The organism is Achromobacter sp. B7, from assembly GCF_003600685.1.
Lineage (GTDB): Bacteria > Pseudomonadota > Gammaproteobacteria > Burkholderiales > Burkholderiaceae_B > Achromobacter > Achromobacter spanius_B.
Map to the genome: position 1 here is coordinate 316,448 of NZ_CP032084.1, position 16,497 is coordinate 332,944.

The 16,497-nt window shown below is 64.2% G+C and carries 14 protein-coding genes; 11 read left to right on the plus strand and 3 right to left on the minus strand.

Annotated elements, in window-relative coordinates; genetic code table 11:
* The first annotated feature begins 32 nt into the window (after positions 1-32).
* Positions 33-512, plus strand: a complete 480-nt coding sequence (locus DVB37_RS01475; protein ID WP_104144846.1) for a heme-binding protein — start codon at positions 33-35, stop codon at positions 510-512.
* A gap of 12 nt (positions 513-524) precedes the next feature.
* The gene (locus DVB37_RS01480) at positions 525-1,541 is read left to right on the plus strand and encodes a 2Fe-2S iron-sulfur cluster-binding protein (protein ID WP_120153548.1); all 1,017 of its coding nucleotides are present in this window, start codon (positions 525-527) and stop codon (positions 1,539-1,541) included.
* A 64-nt stretch (positions 1,542-1,605) separates the two neighbouring features.
* On the opposite strand, the gene DVB37_RS01485 is transcribed toward DVB37_RS01480, so the two are convergent.
* Positions 1,606-2,043 carry a universal stress protein gene (locus tag DVB37_RS01485; protein ID WP_104144844.1) on the minus strand — a complete coding sequence of 146 codons (438 nt, stop codon included), beginning with the start codon at positions 2,041-2,043 and terminating at the stop codon, positions 1,606-1,608.
* Between the two features lie 222 nt (positions 2,044-2,265).
* On the opposite strand from DVB37_RS01485, the gene DVB37_RS01490 reads away from it, so the two are divergent.
* From DVB37_RS01490 to DVB37_RS01525, 8 genes are all read left to right on the plus strand, one after another.
* Entirely contained in the window at positions 2,266-2,481 is a 216-nt protein-coding gene (locus tag DVB37_RS01490) for a molybdopterin-binding protein (protein WP_046805592.1), read from the plus strand.
* A 144-nt stretch (positions 2,482-2,625) separates the two neighbouring features.
* Positions 2,626-4,071: a DUF3300 domain-containing protein gene (locus tag DVB37_RS01495; protein WP_120153550.1), complete on the plus strand. Its 1,446-nt coding sequence runs from the start codon at positions 2,626-2,628 to the stop codon at positions 4,069-4,071.
* A 4-nt stretch (positions 4,072-4,075) separates the two neighbouring features.
* Entirely contained in the window at positions 4,076-4,948 is an 873-nt protein-coding gene (locus tag DVB37_RS01500) for a DUF2950 family protein (RefSeq protein ID WP_120157370.1), read from the plus strand.
* A 209-nt stretch (positions 4,949-5,157) separates the two neighbouring features.
* Entirely contained in the window at positions 5,158-6,102 is a 945-nt protein-coding gene (locus DVB37_RS01505) for a YncE family protein (protein ID WP_046805640.1), read from the plus strand.
* A 49-nt stretch (positions 6,103-6,151) separates the two neighbouring features.
* The gene (locus tag DVB37_RS01510; RefSeq protein WP_046805641.1) at positions 6,152-6,919 is read left to right on the plus strand and encodes a polysaccharide deacetylase family protein; all 768 of its coding nucleotides are present in this window, start codon (positions 6,152-6,154) and stop codon (positions 6,917-6,919) included.
* A 2-nt stretch (positions 6,920-6,921) separates the two neighbouring features.
* Complete coding sequence (locus tag DVB37_RS01515) at positions 6,922-7,929, plus strand: sterol desaturase family protein (RefSeq protein WP_046805594.1); 1,008 nt, start codon at positions 6,922-6,924, stop codon at positions 7,927-7,929.
* Positions 7,930-8,085: 156 nt separating this feature from the next.
* Positions 8,086-9,867, plus strand: a complete 1,782-nt coding sequence (locus DVB37_RS01520) for a triacylglycerol lipase (RefSeq protein WP_120153552.1) — start codon at positions 8,086-8,088, stop codon at positions 9,865-9,867.
* Entirely contained in the window at positions 9,855-11,090 is a 1,236-nt protein-coding gene (locus DVB37_RS01525) for a T6SS immunity protein Tli4 family protein (protein WP_120153554.1), read from the plus strand. Before DVB37_RS01520 ends, DVB37_RS01525 begins: the two co-directional genes overlap by 13 nt.
* Before the next feature lie 21 nt (positions 11,091-11,111).
* On the opposite strand, the gene DVB37_RS01530 is transcribed toward DVB37_RS01525, so the two are convergent.
* Both DVB37_RS01530 and DVB37_RS01535 read right to left on the minus strand, forming a co-directional pair.
* Complete coding sequence (locus tag DVB37_RS01530) at positions 11,112-11,612, minus strand: acyl-CoA thioesterase (RefSeq protein ID WP_046805595.1); 501 nt, start codon at positions 11,610-11,612, stop codon at positions 11,112-11,114.
* A gap of 79 nt (positions 11,613-11,691) precedes the next feature.
* Positions 11,692-13,194, minus strand: a complete 1,503-nt coding sequence (locus tag DVB37_RS01535; protein WP_120153556.1) for a DUF1254 domain-containing protein — start codon at positions 13,192-13,194, stop codon at positions 11,692-11,694.
* Positions 13,195-13,422: 228 nt separating this feature from the next.
* Between DVB37_RS01535 and fdnG the strand changes: the two genes are divergently transcribed.
* Positions 13,423-16,491: a formate dehydrogenase-N subunit alpha gene (gene fdnG / locus DVB37_RS01545; RefSeq protein ID WP_162941140.1), complete on the plus strand. Its 3,069-nt coding sequence runs from the start codon at positions 13,423-13,425 to the stop codon at positions 16,489-16,491.
* The last annotated feature ends 6 nt before the right edge of the window (positions 16,492-16,497 follow it).

The following is a 16,497-nucleotide window of genomic DNA, read 5'->3' on the forward strand; positions in this document are numbered from 1 at the left end:
GCGCGCGGCAAACACTGAAAAAGGCTACGAACATGAAACAGATCTACCGCCTGGAACTGGAAGAGGCGCGCCTGATGGTGCGCGCGGCCATCGCCAAATCCGAAGCGATCGGCGTGCTGGAATCCATTTGCATCGTCGATGACGGCGGCTATCCCATTGCGCTGGAACGCATGGACGGCGCCCGCATCACCGGCCCGCAGATCGCCTGGAACAAAGCGTTTACCGCCGCCGGCCACAAGCGTTCGACGCATTTGTTCAACACGCCGCCCAATGGCCCCGCGCTGCCCGGCAACGAAGCGTTCGGCATCCAATGGAGCTTTGACGGCAAGTTTGCCGTGTTCGTGGGCGGCTTTCCGATCGTGGTCAACGACGAGGTGATCGGCGGCGTCGGTCTGAGCGGCGGCAATGGCGAACAGGACACACAGGCGGGCTTGGCGGCATTGACGGCGTTGGCTGAACTGCTGGAGCCGCGCGGCATGAAAGTGCTGGTGCAGGCCGACATCAAGAAATAAGCGAGGCTTGCAATGGCATACCGCGTGCATATTCTTCAAACCGGCGAAGCGTTCGTCGCCGGCGCCGAGGAATCCCTGTTGGAAGCCGCCGAACGGGCGGCGGTAAAGCTGCCGCACGAATGCACGTTCGGCGGTTGCGGCACCTGCCGCATCAAGCTGGAATCGGGCGCGGTGGGCTATGAAGAATTTCCGATGGCGTTAACGCCGGAAGAAGCGGCCGAAGGCTACGCGCTGGCATGCCAGGCGCGCGCACAAAGCGATCTTTGCATCAGCGTGGCCAGCAGCCGCCAGGTGTTTCCCGAGCCGCGCCGGCTGTCGGCCACCGTGCACGGCATCCATCCTTATACGGACGACATCCTGCACCTGACGCTGGCGCTGCCCGACGGCCCGCTGGACTATGTGCCCGGGCAGTACATGAACGTGCTGCTGCCCGACGGTGAAACGCGCAGTTTTTCGATGGCGTCGGCGGTGGCGTCGGTGGACGGGCACGTGGATTTCCACGTGCGCCGCATTCCGGGCGGCCGCTATACCGACCAGTGGCTGGGCCAGGCGCAAGCGGGGGCGGCGTTGACGATCGATGCTCCGTTGGGGGTTTTCAGCTATCACGAGGAGGACTGGCGCCCGCTGATCATGGTGGCCACGGGCACCGGCATCGCACCGATCAAGGCCATCCTGGAATCGTTGCTGGACAAGGAAGACTGCCCGCCCGTCACCTTGTATTGGGGCATGCGCACCGAGGCGGACCTGTACCTGCAAGACGAGATTGCGGGCTGGGCAGGGCGCCTGTATGAATTCAATTTCGTGCCGGTCCTGTCGCGCGCGGACGCAAGCTGGCAAGGCCGGCGCGGCCACGTGCAGGACGTTGTCCTGCAAGACCACGCAGACCTCTCGGAACACGCCATCTACCTGTGCGGCGCACCCGCGATGGTGCAGGACGCCAAGCACCTGTTCGCCGGGCGCGGCGCCAGCCTGGACCATATCTACGCCGACAGCTTCACCTTCCAGCACGCGCTGGAACCGGCGGCGTGACGCCGGGCCCGGGGCCTTGACGCAGAACCGGCCCTGGCCCCGACCCCGCCCGACCCGCGCCCACCTACCGAAACACCAGCACCGGCAGGCGCGTCTTGGCCAGCACGCGCTGCGTTTCGCTGCCCAGCAGAAAGCCGGTCATGCCGTGCCGCCCGTGCGAACCCATGATGATCAGGTCGCAACCCTGCGTTTTGGCGGTTTCCACGATGGCCTCGTGCGGATGGTCGTTGACCATCACGACGATGTTGCACGGCACCAGCGCGTGTCGGGCTTCCATCTCAAGCCCTTCCAGGTAGCCTTCCGCGTTCTTGCGGGCCTGGTCGGTGTGATGCGCCTGTGTCGTGCCCAGCATTTCGGCCTGATAGACCAGCAAATGGTCTTCGGGAATGGCGCGAATGAGCGTGATGGTGGCGCCCATTTCCTTGGCAAAGACAAGGGCGCGCTTGAATGCCGATTCGGATAGCAGCGAACCATCCACGGCGATGAGCAAATGCCTGTACATGTTGCCTCTCCTTTAGGAAAAGGAATGTCGAGCAACGGCGAAATCAGTATAGGCCTGCCGTTGCGCGCTATCCAGTCCCGCGAAAGGAGGATGCGAAGGGGACGTTACGCGCGCCCGTCCCACCGGCATAACGTCATGCCGACTAAGTATTTTTCCGCATCCGGACAGGGTGAAAGAATGCCTCTTCGCCTTTCACCTTTCAGCCTCAGGCCGGAACCCTTCATGACCATTCAATCCATCAACGCCCGCAACCAGTTTCGCGGCAAGATCAAAGAGATCATCCTCGGGCCGGTCGTGTCCGAGGTCGACGTGGACACCCCCGCCGGCATCGTTACGTCGGTGATCACCACGCGTTCCGTGAAGGAACTGGACCTTCAGGTGGGCACCGAGGTGCTGGCATTCGTCAAGGCGACCGAGGTGTCCGTCGCCAAGCTATGAATTCGCCGCAGCGGATCGGCCGCGCTGATCGGCCGTACTGAAAAATATTCCCTTGCCCCGGCGTTAGGCATATATTGTCATCGCGATATCCGGCAGTTCCCTCGTGGCTTTCAGCTTCATGCGTTGCCTCACGGAGAACGGTTCATGCGTCGACTGCAAGGGTGGTTCATTGGCTGGTTGTGCCTGGGGCTGGCGGTCTGTCTGCCGGCGGTGGCCCAAACCCAGCTGGACAAGGGGCAGTTGGATCAGTTGATGGCGCCGGTGGCGCTGTACCCTGATTCCTTGCTGTCGCAAATCCTCATGGGGTCCACGTACCCCGACGACATCGCCGCCGCGGCCAAATGGTCGGCGGCCCATACCTCGGAATCGGGTGACCAGGCGGTCAAGGCCGTCGAGGCCGAGCCCTGGGATCCCAGCGTGAAATCCCTGGTGGCGTTTCCGTCAGTGATGGACATGATGGGGCGCCAGCCGGACTGGGTGAAATCCGTGGGCGATGCCTTTCTGGCACAGCCCGATGCGGTGATGGATTCCGTGCAGCGCTTGCGTACGCAGGCACAAAAGGCGGGCAACCTGAAAAGCACGCCACAGCAGACGGTCACCTCCAGCACCACGAACGAAAAGACCGTGGTGGTGATCCAGCCCACCGATCCGCAAGTTGTCTACGTGCCCAGCTACAACCCCAGTGTGGTGTACGGGGCCTGGGCCTATCCCACTTATCCGCCTTATTACTACCCGCCGCCGCCGGGGTCCGTCTTTGGGACGGCGCTGGTGTCGGGCATCGGCTTCGGCCTGGGGGTGGCGGCCGTCAATTCGATGTGGGGCGGCTTTGACTGGGGACACAACGATGTCGATATCGATGTGAACCGGTACAACAACATCAACGTGAACCAGCGCATCGACAACGCCCGTAACAACAACGTGTCGTGGAAGCACAACCCTGAAAATCGCGGCAATACGCCGTATGCCGATTCGGCCAGCCGGCAGCGTTTTGACAGCCAGCGCCAGGCAGGCGTGCAGAACCGGCAATCCGGCCAGCGGGCGGGTCAGGGGCAGGGCGCGCGCGCGGCCGGCGCGGCGCCCGCTGCCGGTTCCCGCGAGGCGGCACGTGACCGCGCCGCGCAATCGTTTGAAGGGCGTACCGGACAACCCATCGCCGGCCATGGCGACAGCGCCGGCCGTGGCCAGGGCGCCGCCAACCGGGGCGGCCAGGGCGCGGCGGGCCGCAGTGGCGAGGGCGCGGCCGACCGGGGGCAGGATCGCGGGCAAAACCGCGCGCAGAATCACTCAGGCGCCGGCACCGGCGGACAGGGCGCAGGCTCGCACACGCCCCGTTCGTCCAGCGTGTCCACCAACGATCGCCAGGCCGCGGCGCAACGCCAGCGCGCGGACGAATCGGCGGCTCGCGATCGCGCCCGGACAACGAACACCAGCAACGCGTTAAGCGACGCGGGCAACGGCGACCGCATGCGCCAGCAAAGCCACCGTAGCGATATGAATCGCGGCGGGGGCGGGGGCGGTGGTCAGCGGGCAAGCGGCGGCGGCGGGCATCGAGGCGGTGGCGGTGGCGGCCATATCGGCGGCCGGAGGTAGCACCATGAACAAGGGAGCTTTCATGACGAATGCCTGGGTTCGTGCGCGCGCGCTGGGCGCCGTGTCGCTGTTGGCGCTTTGCGTTGCCGCGCCGGCGGCCGCGCAAAGCGTGTATCCGACCGCGCAGGCCGCGGCTGACGCCTTCACCGACGCGCTGGCCACCAGCGATTCGTCGGCCATGGCCAAGGTGCTGGGACCCAATCACAAACAGCTGGTGCCGGGCGGCGTCTCGCAAGACGACATCTATCGCTTCCTGTCGGCGTGGGCAAAAAAACATGAAGTCATCGCCGATGGCGGCCGTTCCTGGCTGGCCGTGGGCGATTCCGGCTGGACGATGCCCGTGCCTATCGCCCAGGTCGGCAAGGGCTGGCGTTTCGACCCGGTGGCGGGCAAGGCCGAACTGACCCGCCGCGCGATCGGCCGCAACGAACTGGCCGCCATCGAGACGCTGCAACAGCTGCAAGCGGCCCAGACGCGTTATCAACAGGGCGTGGGGCAGGGCCGCTATGCCAGCCGCCTGGTCAGCCGCCCCGGTGCCATGGACGGCCTGTACTGGCCCGAAGTGCCGGGCGCCCCGCCCCAGGCGTTTGGTCCCGATGCGCTGGCGATGGGCCCCGAGGTGCCGGCCGAGGACGCGTATTTTGGTTATCGCTACAAGATCCTGCCCGGCTCCGAAAGCACGGCTTACCGCATTGTTGCGTGGCCCGCGCGATACGGGCAGACCGGTATCGGCACCTTTGTGATCGGGCCGCAAGGCGGGGTGTTGGAGTCTGACCTGGGGCCGGCTTCCGCCAGCCGTGCGCAGGCGCTGCGGGAACGCGATATCGCTGCCGGCGCGTGGGTGGACGCCGACGCGCAACCCGTTGGCGCCAAATGACTTTTTGGCATTTCGGGGGCAGGGCCAGTGGGGATGTTGCCAAGTCGCAACAGGCGCAAGCGAATGCCGCCAAAGCCCCGCTTGTTGCCCTTTTGAAAGGTGGCTGTGCCTAAAATGGCGAGCACTGGGATCGGTGCCCGATCCTCTTTTGCCGGACCTTGAAATTGAACCCCTTGCATTTTGTCCGCTACGCCCTGGCCGGCGTAGGGATGGCGCTTAGCGCAGCGGCGGCATCCGCCCCGATTTTCGTCCTGAATTCCCTGGACGCCAACGTCAGCATCGTCGACCCGGTGTCCTACAAGGAACTGCGCCGGGTGCCTACCGGCAAGGAACCGCACCACCTGTATCTGACGCCCGACGAAAAGTCGCTGATGGTGGCCAACGCCACGGGCAACACGATCACGATGATGGACCCGAAGACGGGCGAAGTGCAGCGCACGCTGACCGACATCGTCGACCCCTACCAGTTGCAGTTTTCGCCGGACATGAAGTGGTTCGTCACGGCCGCCAACCGGCTGGACCACATCGACATCTACGCGTGGCAGCCGCAGCAAAAGGGCGCCGAGCTGAAGCTGGTCAAGCGGGTGCAGGCGGGCAAGACGCCCAGCCACATCATGATCGACAAGACCAGCACGACGGCCTACGTCACCTTGCAGGACAGCGACCAGCTGATCGCCATCGACCTGGCGACGCAAACGCCCAAGTGGACGGTATCGGTGGGCAAGACGCCGGCCGACGTGTTTCTGACGCCGGATCAAAAGACCCTGCTGGTGGCGCTGACGGGCGATTCCTTCGTGGAAGCCTATGACGTCAGCAAGGGCCCGGCCAAGCTGGTCAAGCGCATTCCCACCGCCGCGGGCGCGCACGCGTTTCGCGCGCAGGGCGACAAGCGCCACCTGTTCGTCAGCAACCGCACCGCCAATTCCATCAGCCGCATCGACATGCTGTCGCTGACCGTGACCGACACCTTCGCGGTGCCGGGCGGCCCGGACTGCATGGATGTGCTGGCCGATGGCAAGACGCTGCTGGTGACCTCGCGCTGGGCGCGCAAGTTGACGGTGGTGGACCTGGAGCAGAAAAAGGTCGTGAACCAGGTCCCGGTGGGCAAGTCGCCGCACGGCGTCTGGACGCTGAACCATGCGCCGACCCGATAGGGGGGGCTACCCTCCCCACGCTGCGCCCGCTGGCGTGCGCTTGCTGGCCATGACGCTGGCGCTGGCGTGTGCCGTGCCGGTGGCGAATGCCGCGGCGCCGGGCACCTGCGACAAGCCCGTCTACCTGACCCTGGACACCGGTCACATGGGGGTCGCGCCGCTGATCGCCGATGTGCTTAACCGCCATCACGTCAAGGTCACTTTCTTTTTGGCCAACGAACGCACCAAGACCGACGGCTCCAGCCTGGACGACGTCTGGGCGCCGTGGTGGAAGGCGCGCGCGGCGGAAGGGCATGCTTTCGGATCGCATACCTACGACCACGTCTACTGGCAGGCCGACCTGCCGGGCGGAAAGTTTCGCGTGAAGCCCAGCGCGGGGCCGGACACCGGCAAGCGCGCCGAATGGACGGCCGAACAGTACTGCGCCGAAATCAAGCGTTCGGCCACCCGCTTTCACCAGATGACGGGCGCCAGGATGCTGCCGCTGTACCGCGCACCGGGCGGCAAGACGTCGCCCGCCCTGCTCCAGGCCGCCAAGGCCTGCGGCTACGAACACGTGGGCTGGTCGCCCGCCGGCTTCCTGGGCGATGAACTGCCCAGCGATAAATTCCCCAACGCCAAGCTGCTGGACCAGGCGCTGCGCACCATCAAGCCCGGCGATATCCTGCTTGCCCACCTGGGCATCTGGTCGCGCCAGGACCCCTGGGCGCCCGCCGTGCTGGAGCCCTTGATTGTGGGCTTGCAGCAGAAGGGCTATTGTTTTGCCACCTTGGACACGCATCCGGCCTATCGCGACTGGATCGCCACGCATCATTGATCATGGAAACGCTTAGCCAATTCTTCGGGGCATGCCAGCAATGGCTCTTCGAAACGCTGATCCAGCCCGCGCTGTTTCACCTCGGAATGAGCAACTTCATCGAGGACGGCTATGACGCCACCATGTGGCTGCTGGTCGGTCTGGTGCAGGTTGCCGTGCTGGTGCTGGTGTTCGGCCCGCTGCAACGCCTGCGGCCCGTCGAAGCCGTGACCGACCGACGCCAGATCGGCATCGACGTGCTGTACACGCTGATCCACCGCCTGGGCGTTTTTCGCCTGGCGCTGTTCTTCACCATCGACCCGTTCTGGGACAGCGTCTTCGGCCAGCTGCACGTGTGGGGCTTTGCGCCTTTCCAGCTGGACCAGTACTGGCCTGGCGTGACCGACAAGGCCTGGGTCAGCCTCATCATCTATCTGCTGCTGTTCGACGCGGTCGACTACGTCTACCACCGTGCGCAGCACCGCTTCGGCTGGCTGTGGGCGCTGCACGCCGTGCATCACAGCCAGCGCCAGATGACCATCTGGAGCGACGACCGCAACCACCTGCTGGACGACATGCTGCGCGACGTGCTGGTTGTGTTCGTGTCGCAGTTGGTGGGCGTGCCGCCGGCGCAGTTCGTGGCGGTGGTGGCCATTACGCAGCTGGCGCAAAGCTTTTCGCACGCCAACTTGCGCATGCACTTCGGCGCGCTCGGCGAACGCCTGCTGGTCAGTCCGCGTTTCCATCGGCATCACCACTCCATCGCCTACGACGCGTCCACGCCCGGCCCCGTCGGCGGCTACAACTTTGCCGCGCTATTCCCCATCTGGGACGTGCTGTTTCGCACCGCCCGTTTTGGCGTGGGCTATGGCCCCACGGGCATCCACGACCAGCAGGCCGAATTGGGCGGCCGCGACTACGGCCGCGGGTTCTGGTCGCAGCAATGGCTGGGTCTGAAACGCATGGTGGGCCGAGACCGCGAACCGGCCTCGGCACCGCCGCCACCGCCCGGAGCGGCGGAGCGGGCCTGATTCGCCACGCGGGTTCTTAGCAATCTGAACCGGAAATCAGACTCTTCCAATAGCCTTTTTGTCGGATCGCCATCACTGTTGCGGGTCAAGTGATTCGCTCGCGCAGCGCCACGCAATCCGCCAAGGCCACGCGCGTGCCCCACTCAGGAGCCCGCCGTGACCGATACCGCAGCGCCCGCGCAGCGTTTCGCCCCGATGTCCTACAACGCCCGGGGCCAGCCTGTGTTTCAGTGGACGCTGACGCCCGCCGAGCAGTGCGATCCGGTCATCCTGCGGATCCCGCCGGACGCTATCCTGCCGGTCGTATTCGTTCCGGGCATCATGGGCTCGAATCTGAAGTCCGTGCCCGATGACGGGCAAGAAGCCGAACCCGTCTGGCGGCTGGATGCAGGCTTGGCTGGCAAACCTGTTGATTTGTTCCGGCGTTGGAACGGCGTTCCCGCAGGGACCCGTCAGGCCGTGTTGCACCCCGACCGCGTGACCGTCGATGACGCCGGCGCCGTGCCCGAGCGTCGCGTGGGTTCGGTGATCGTGCCTTTCGTCGAATCGGCCACGCAAAGCAAACAGGCGCTTATCGATCGCTATCGCGAACGGGGCTGGGGCGAAGTCGGCGAAAGCAGCTATCACCCGTTCCTGCTCTGGCTCGAAGACTCGCTGAACAGCTCCTATCGGCCGCACGAGTGGCCGGAATTCCAACTGAAGTCCATGCACCTGGACGTGCCCGACGACCCCTCGTTGCAGCCGCGCCTGAAGCCCGGGCTGGAGGTGCCCCTGGCAGGCCTGGGCGAACACCTGCTGCGCCAGCTGCCGCATCTGAAGACGGACGACCTGTCCGCCCGCGCCGCATACCGGATGCCGGTGCACGCGTTTGGCTACAACTGGCTGGCGGACAACGACGTGGCGGCAAACAAGCTGGCCGAGCGTATCGACGAAATCAGGCGTCAGTACGGGTCCGAGTGCCAGCAGGTCATCCTGGTCACACACTCGATGGGCGGGCTGGTGGCACGGCGTTGCGCGCAGTTACCCGGCATGAGCGAAGCCATTGCAGGCGTCGTGCACGGCGTGATGCCGACCCATGGCGCCCCGGTGGCATACCGGCGCTGCAAAGTGGGCATGCAGCAAGAAAGCGCGATGGCCGCCGCCGTGATCGGCGTGACCGGCCAGGACGTCACAGCGGTATTCGCCCAGTCGCCGGGTGCACTGCAATTGCTGCCCACCAAGAACTATTCGCCGGGATGGTTACGCCTGCGAGACCCCGACCACGCGTCCGCCATGCCTGCGCGTCCTGAGGCGGACCCGTACCATGAAATCTATTTGCGCCGTGATCGCTGGTGGGCGTTGCTGCGCGAAGAGTGGTTAAAGCCGAAGGATGGGGCTCCCATCGAGTGGGTCCACTACGCAAAGAACATCAAGAAGGCGAAGCTGTTTCACGAAACGATAGACGCCGCCTATCACCCCAACACCTACGTGTATTACGGGGCTGACGCCAAACAGCCGAGTTTCGAAACCATTACCTGGAAAATGCGAGCCGGACGGGGCGATCTGAATCGGCCTTTGGGCGTGCCCCCGGATGCCTTCGTTGTGTCCACCATGCAGATGGCGCAGGTGCGAGATCAAGGATCCAGCCCCTTGTACGTTGGCGGCAGTCGCGTCGTGGAACACGTGCCGGTCAGAGCAGGCCGGCTGGCCGTATCCATGGAAGTCAGCCATTGGGAACTGCACTGCGAAATGCAGGACGGCATCGGTGATGGCACGGTTCCGGTCAGTTCAGGCCAGGCGCCGGCCGCGCAGGCGCGCGAAGGCCAAGTGCGGGTGCAAGTCAGCGCCACGGGCTTTGACCATGAGGGCGCATTCAAAGTGATGCAGACCCGGCACTTCACGCTGTATAGCCTCATCAAGATCGCTGCTCAAGCCAAGCGTCCGTCATGCGTCGCTTGATCCCGCTGCTTTGTCTGTTGGCCGGGCTCGCCGCGGGCGTGATGGCCCTATTTCATTCAAAGGAGGAATCCGCCGTGAACGAGATTACCGGCCCCATGCGAACGTGGGCGGTAGGCAGGCAACTGATCGAACTTCCCGCCGACTGGGGGCCGCCTTCCAGGGCGTTCGCGAAGCTTTACTACGGAGGAGGGGCCGATCATACGAGCGTTCAAATCGATATTCTGGGGCAAGACATCACGTTGGCTCAGTTTGACGAGGCTTTATCAGAACGCGCCCGCCGCATCGGCGCCGTCAACAGTTATGAAACCGGCAAGTCCATGCTTCTCGGCGCGGAGGAATTGGCGCGGGGGAAGTGGTTGTTCCAATATCAAGAAAGTATGGGCGCCACATGGTCGCAAACCTATGAACTGCATCTGCTGGTGAACGGTACGCACGTCAAGTTGGCAGCAGAGTCGTACGAGGAGGGCAGCAATGCACAGGTCGAGTCGCGCCTGCTTGAGCTCGCTGCGCAAGTTGTCGGCGTCAAGCAAGCCGAAGCGGCCGGCCCGGGCCTTTCGCTGGGCCCCGTCATCATCCGGGGTACGCACGACCACGAGATGGGCATCGTGAGCTTCATGGCGCGAGGCTCGAACGTCAAACTGGAAATCTACTTCAGTGACTCCGCACGCAATGAGTCGCCTCGCCTCATCGAACGCATGGTCCGCGACTTCAAAGCCTTTCGCGTCTGGGCCCCCGATGTGGTGCGCAAGGGGCATACCACGCTGGCTGGGAATCCCGCGGAGGAATACCTGATGCGGTATGAAACGAAAGACCATCGCGGGTTCTTGTTTGTGGCTGAAAACTACCGGGATAGCCGTTCGTTGGCGAGTCCATCGGTCAATTTCCGCCTGACCGCGGGCGGCGTGCCCAGACTGCACGCCAACCCGGAGACCACACCGGACAAGTTGCTTAATTGGCTTTTGCCCAACTTTGTCCCTCGGGGCGATCCTCCGTTGTGGCAAAGAAAAAGGCCCCGTCCACCTGTTGACTCCACATTGAGCAAGGATCAGACGCTGGCAATCTGGGATCACGCTATGCGTTCACTGCGCCCGCGTTACGGGGCCGTTGCTCCGCCCCGCGTCGAGCCGCAAAGCGCTACGCGTGGACCTACCCCCGCCCAGGCGGAAGCGGCCCGAAAAGCCCTGGATGACTTTATCGCCAGCGAACCCGGCACAGAGAAATAGCCCCCGCCGGTCCGTCAGCCGTTACGGCGCGTCGTGCGTCGTTTCCCGTTTGATTTCATCGTGGCGGCGTTCCATTTCCTGGCGCAGTTCGCGGCGCAGACGCGCGGCTTCGAAGCGTTGCTTTTCTTCCAGGTTGCGCGGGGCCAGCGGCGGCACAGCGGTGGGTGCGCCGTTGTCGTCCACCGCCACCATCGTGAAATAACAGCTGTTGGTATGGCGCACGAGCTTCTTGCGGATGTCTTCGGTGACGACCTTGATGCCGATTTCCATCGACGTGCGTCCGGTGTAATTCACCGCCGCCAGGAAAGTGACCAATTCGCCCACGTGGATGGGTTCGCGGAACACGACCTGGTCCACCGACAGCGTGACCACGTATTGGCCGGCGTAGCGGCTGGCACAGGCGTAGGCCACCTGGTCCAGGTACTTCAAGATGGTTCCGCCGTGTACGTTCCCTGAAAAATTCGCCATGTCAGGCGTCATCAGGATGGTCATCGACAATTGGTGGCTAAAGGCGTCGTCCATGGCGGGCGCTCATCATTGAAAAATAAAACGCCTATGGTAGCGGCAGGCGCCTGTCACCGAGCCGTCATCCGGCCACGTGCTAGGGTTTCTTCTCGGAAGGCTGGGCGGCGCTGGCGGCGGGCTCCGCATCTACATCCGAATCCACTTCCGCCGGCGGCTGCGGATCATCCCGCACCAAGGCGGGCGGCATCCACAGCCCGTCCAACAAAACTGGCTGCGGTTCGTACATACGCAACAACATCGTCACGGCGCCCGATGCGGGCAGCGGCAGCCAGTTGGCCTGGTCCTCGGGGGCGGGCGGCGTCTGGCTGAAATGCAGGTCCAGCGAGCCATCGGCGTTGTAGCGCAACGGCTGACGGTCGCCCAGGGTATGACGGCCAAGCATGTTGGCAACGGGCATGCCCTGGCTGTCGTAAGCGGCCAATGACCACAGCGCGCCAGCGGGCGGGAGCTGCCCGTCTTCAAAGTGCAAGAAGTAACGATGCGCGCCGTCGATCGGGGCACCCTGGTTGTCGGCAGCCAGCAGCAGCACGGCCAGATCCTCGGGCAGGGTGGCGCCTGGCTGTGCTTGCGCGGCCAGCGCCCGGCGCAGGTACGCGGTGCCATACACGCCCACGCTGGCTGTTTCCTGTTGCCAGCCGTTCAGGCTGCGCAGCGAGGCGCCCGCGGCGGCCTGCATGCGCTCACGCGCCGCGCGCAGTCCGCGTCGCATGCCTTGTTTGGCGGGGTGGTCAAGCTTGTCGAAATCAAACGGACGGCCCGCAATCAGGCCTGCCTGGCGCAGCTTGGCCAGCATCGGCTGGTCGGTTGCGTGCGGCGGATTCTTGCGCAGCAGCTCGGCGGCGTAGGTGAAGAACGCGTCGGTCGGCATGGATTCCACCTGCTCGCGCACGGCTATCTTCAGGTCCAGATTGGGGTCCGACTTCACCCGCTGCGACTGCGCCGGCAAGTTCCACTGTGACAGCGGCGTCAGCGCGTAGCCGTCCTGCAAGGCATTCACGGCGGCGAAATCGGCGGGCCGGTCTGCCTGGATCAGCAGCTTGGCCAGGACGTGCGGGGTCGGTGCGTCAATGCGGGCCATGCCGGAGGGCAGCGTGCCCGTCCAGCCGGGCGGCACGATCACGGTGTTGGACTTGCCCGTGCCGGTGGTGCGCTTGCCCAGCATGGCGAAGGCGTCTGTCCACATGTCCACCAGCGTCAACGAATACCGCCGGCCCTGGGTGTCGGGCGCCGACAGCACGACGGGGCCGGCCGTCAGGTCGATCCAGCCGGTGCTGCGCAGCATGTCGGGGTTGGCCCACGGGGCCGCCTCGCCGGCCGGGGGCAGGCCGCGACCATGCAGGAATGTGTTGGCGGCCGCACCCTGAGCGCCTCGCGACGGATGCGTGAACTGCCGCCGGTTCAAGTCCATCGTCACCAGCGGATAGAAGTACAGGTAGCCTTCCATGGCCGCTTGCTGGGCGACTTCGGTTGCAGCGGCGGCCGGTGTGAGCCGCGCGGCTGCGGGCGCGGCCAGTGCGGTGGAGGCGGGCGTCCCGGCCAGGCAGGCCAGGCACAAAGCCAAGGGAACAAAACGGCGCATCGGGCATTCCAACGGTCAAGCGTGAACGAGGAATGTAGCAGCCGCCAGACACTCCAAAATCTGCGAACAACTCCCATTTCGCCGCCAAATCGGCGTTAGCCGGGCTTTTGCCGTGGCGCGCGACTTGGTCTTGCGAATATACTTATTGAAATATCCTTGGAAGTTGTAGGGCTTTTCCGCGTTGGGCAAGCCACCGGCTTTCGTCATTCACCAGGAGAGGAGTGCTTCATGGTCAACATGAATCGCCGCCAGTTCTTCAAGGTGACAGGTGCCACCCTGGCAGGCTCTAGCCTGGCATTGCTCGGGGTAGCCCCCGGCACGGCCATGGCTGAAGTGCGCCAGTACAAACTTGCGCGCATGACTGAAACGCGCAACACCTGTCCCTACTGTTCGGTCGCCTGTGGCTTGCTGATGTACGGTCTGGGCGACGGCGCCAAGAACGCGCGCGCCAGCATCATGCACATCGAAGGCGACCCTGATCACCCCGTCAACCGCGGCACGCTCTGTCCGAAGGGCGCGGCGCTGATCGACTTCATCCACAGCCCCAACCGCCTGAAGTACCCGGAATACCGGGCGCCCGGGTCGGACAAATGGGTGCGGATGTCGTGGGACGACGCGCTGACCCGCATCACCAAACTCATGAAAGCCGACCGCGACGCGAACTTCGTCGAGAAGACCGCGGACGGCAAGACAGTCAACCGGTGGCTGACCACCGGCATGCTGGCCGCCTCTGCAAGCAGCAACGAGGTGGGCTACGTTACGCACAAGACCGTGCGCAGCATGGGGATGTTGGCGTTCGATAACCAAGCACGTGTCTGACACGGCCCGACGGTGGCAGGTCTTGCCCCGACGTTTGGCCGTGGAGCGATGACGAACCATTGGGTCGACATCAAGAACGCGGACGTAGTGCTGATCATGGGTGGCAATGCCGCCGAGGCCCACCCGTGCGGGTTCAAATGGGTCACGGAAGCAAAAGCCCATAACAAGGCGAAGCTGATCGTTGTGGATCCGCGCTTTACGCGTTCGGCATCCGTGGCGGATTTCTACGCGCCCATACGCACCGGCACCGACATCATCTTCCTGGGTGGCGTCATCAAGTACCTGTTGGATCACGACAAGATCCAGCACGAGTACGTGCGCAATTACACCGACTTTTCTTTCATCGTTCGTGAGGACTTCACGTTCGAGGAAGGCTTGTATTCCGGCTACAACGCCGACAAGCGTTCCTACGACAAGGCCAGCTGGGATTACGAGCGCGGCGACGACGGTTTCGTCAAGACGGACCCGACGCTGGCGCATCCGCGCACCGTCTACCAACTGATGAAGAAGCACTATTCGCGCTACACCGAAGACATGGTCGAGCGCGTGTGCGGCACGCCGAAAGACAAGTTCCTGAAGGTGTGCGAAATGCTGGCGTCCACCGCCAGCCCCACCCGCGCGGGCACGATCCTGTATGCGCTGGGCTGGACGCAGCATTCCATCGGTTCGCAGATCATCCGCACCGGCGCGATGGTGCAGCTGTTGCTGGGCAACATCGGCATCGCCGGTGGCGGCATGAACGCGCTGCGCGGGCACTCGAACATTCAAGGCCTGACCGATCTTGGCCTGATGTCGAACCTGCTGCCGGGCTACATGACGCTGCCCAACGAACCCGAGCAGGATTACGCCAAGTACATCGAGACCCGTACGCAAAAGCCGCTGCGTCCCAACCAGCTCAGCTACTGGCAGAACTACAACAAGTTCCACGTCAGCCTGATGAAGGCCTGGTGGGGCAACGCCGCCACGGCGGAAAACAACTGGGCGTTCGACTACCTGCCCAAGCTGGACAAGCTGTACGACATGCTCCAGGTCTACGAGCTGATGGTCCAGGGCAAGATGAACGGCTACATCGCGCAGGGTTTCAACCCGCTGGCGGCGGCGCCCAACAAGGCCAAGTTGAATGATGGTTTCGCCAAGCTGAAATTCCTGGTCATCATGGACCCGCTGGTCACCGAGACCTCCGAATTCTGGCGCAACGCGGGCGAGGCCAACGATGTGGATCCGTCCAAGATCCAGACCGAAGTCTTCCGCCTGCCCACCACCTGTTTCGCCGAGGAAGACGGCGCGCTGGTGAACTCCGGGCGCTGGCTGCAATGGCACTGGAAGGGCGCCGAGCCTCCGGGCGAAGCCAAGAGCGACATCGAAATCATGTCGCTGATCTTCACGCGCCTGCGCAAGATGTACCAGGACGAAGGCGGCACGTATCCCGACCCTATCGTTAACCTGTCCTGGCCGTACTCCAACCCGCAGAACCCCACCGCCGAGGAACTGGCCAAGGAATACTCCGGGCGCGCCCTGGTGGACCTGGTCGACCCCAAGGACCCCACCAAGGTCACCCGCAAGGGCGGCGAGCAGGTGGCGGGTTTTGCGGAACTGCGCGACGACGGCTCCACCGCCAGCGGCTGCTGGATCTTCGCTGGCGCCTGGGGGCCCGGCGGCAACCTGATGGCGCGGCGCGACAACAGCGACCCCACCGGCATCGGCCAGACCCTGAACTGGGCCTGGGCGTGGCCGGCCAACCGCCGCATCCTGTACAACCGCGCATCTTGCGACGTGGCGGGCAAGCCCTTTGATCCGCGCCGCAAGCTGATCGGCTGGAACGGCAAGATATGGGCCGGTGCCGACATCCCCGACTTCAAGGGCGACGAAAACCCCGACGGCGGCATGGGGCCGTTCATCATGAACCCGGAAGGCGTGGCGCGCTTCTTCGCGCGGGCGGGCATGGCCGAAGGGCCGTTCCCGGAACACTACGAACCCTTCGAAACGCCGTTGGGATACAACCCGCTGTACCCGAAGGCCAAGGGCGTGACCAGCAACCCGGCCGCGCGCGTCTTCAAGGACGACCTGGCCGCGATGGGCACGGTCGACAAGTTCCCGTACGTGGCCACCACCTACCGCCTGACCGAGCACTTCCACTACTGGACCAAGAACGTCCGCATCAATGCGATTCTCCAGCCGGAGCAATTCGTCGAGATCGGCGATGCCTTGGCCAAGGAACTGGGTATTGCCAACGGGTCGCGGGTCAAGGTGTCGTCCAACCGCGGCTACATCAAGGCGGTGGCGCTGGTCACCAAGCGCCTGCGCGCGTTGACCATCGAAGGCAAGACGGTGCACCACGTGGGCATTCCGATCCACTGGGGTTTCGTGGGCCTGGCCAAACCCGGCTTTTTGACCAATACCCTGACGCCATTCGTGGGCGACGGCAATTCCCAGACACCGGAATTCAAGTCGTTCCTGGTCAAGGTCGAGAAGGCCTAGGAGAAC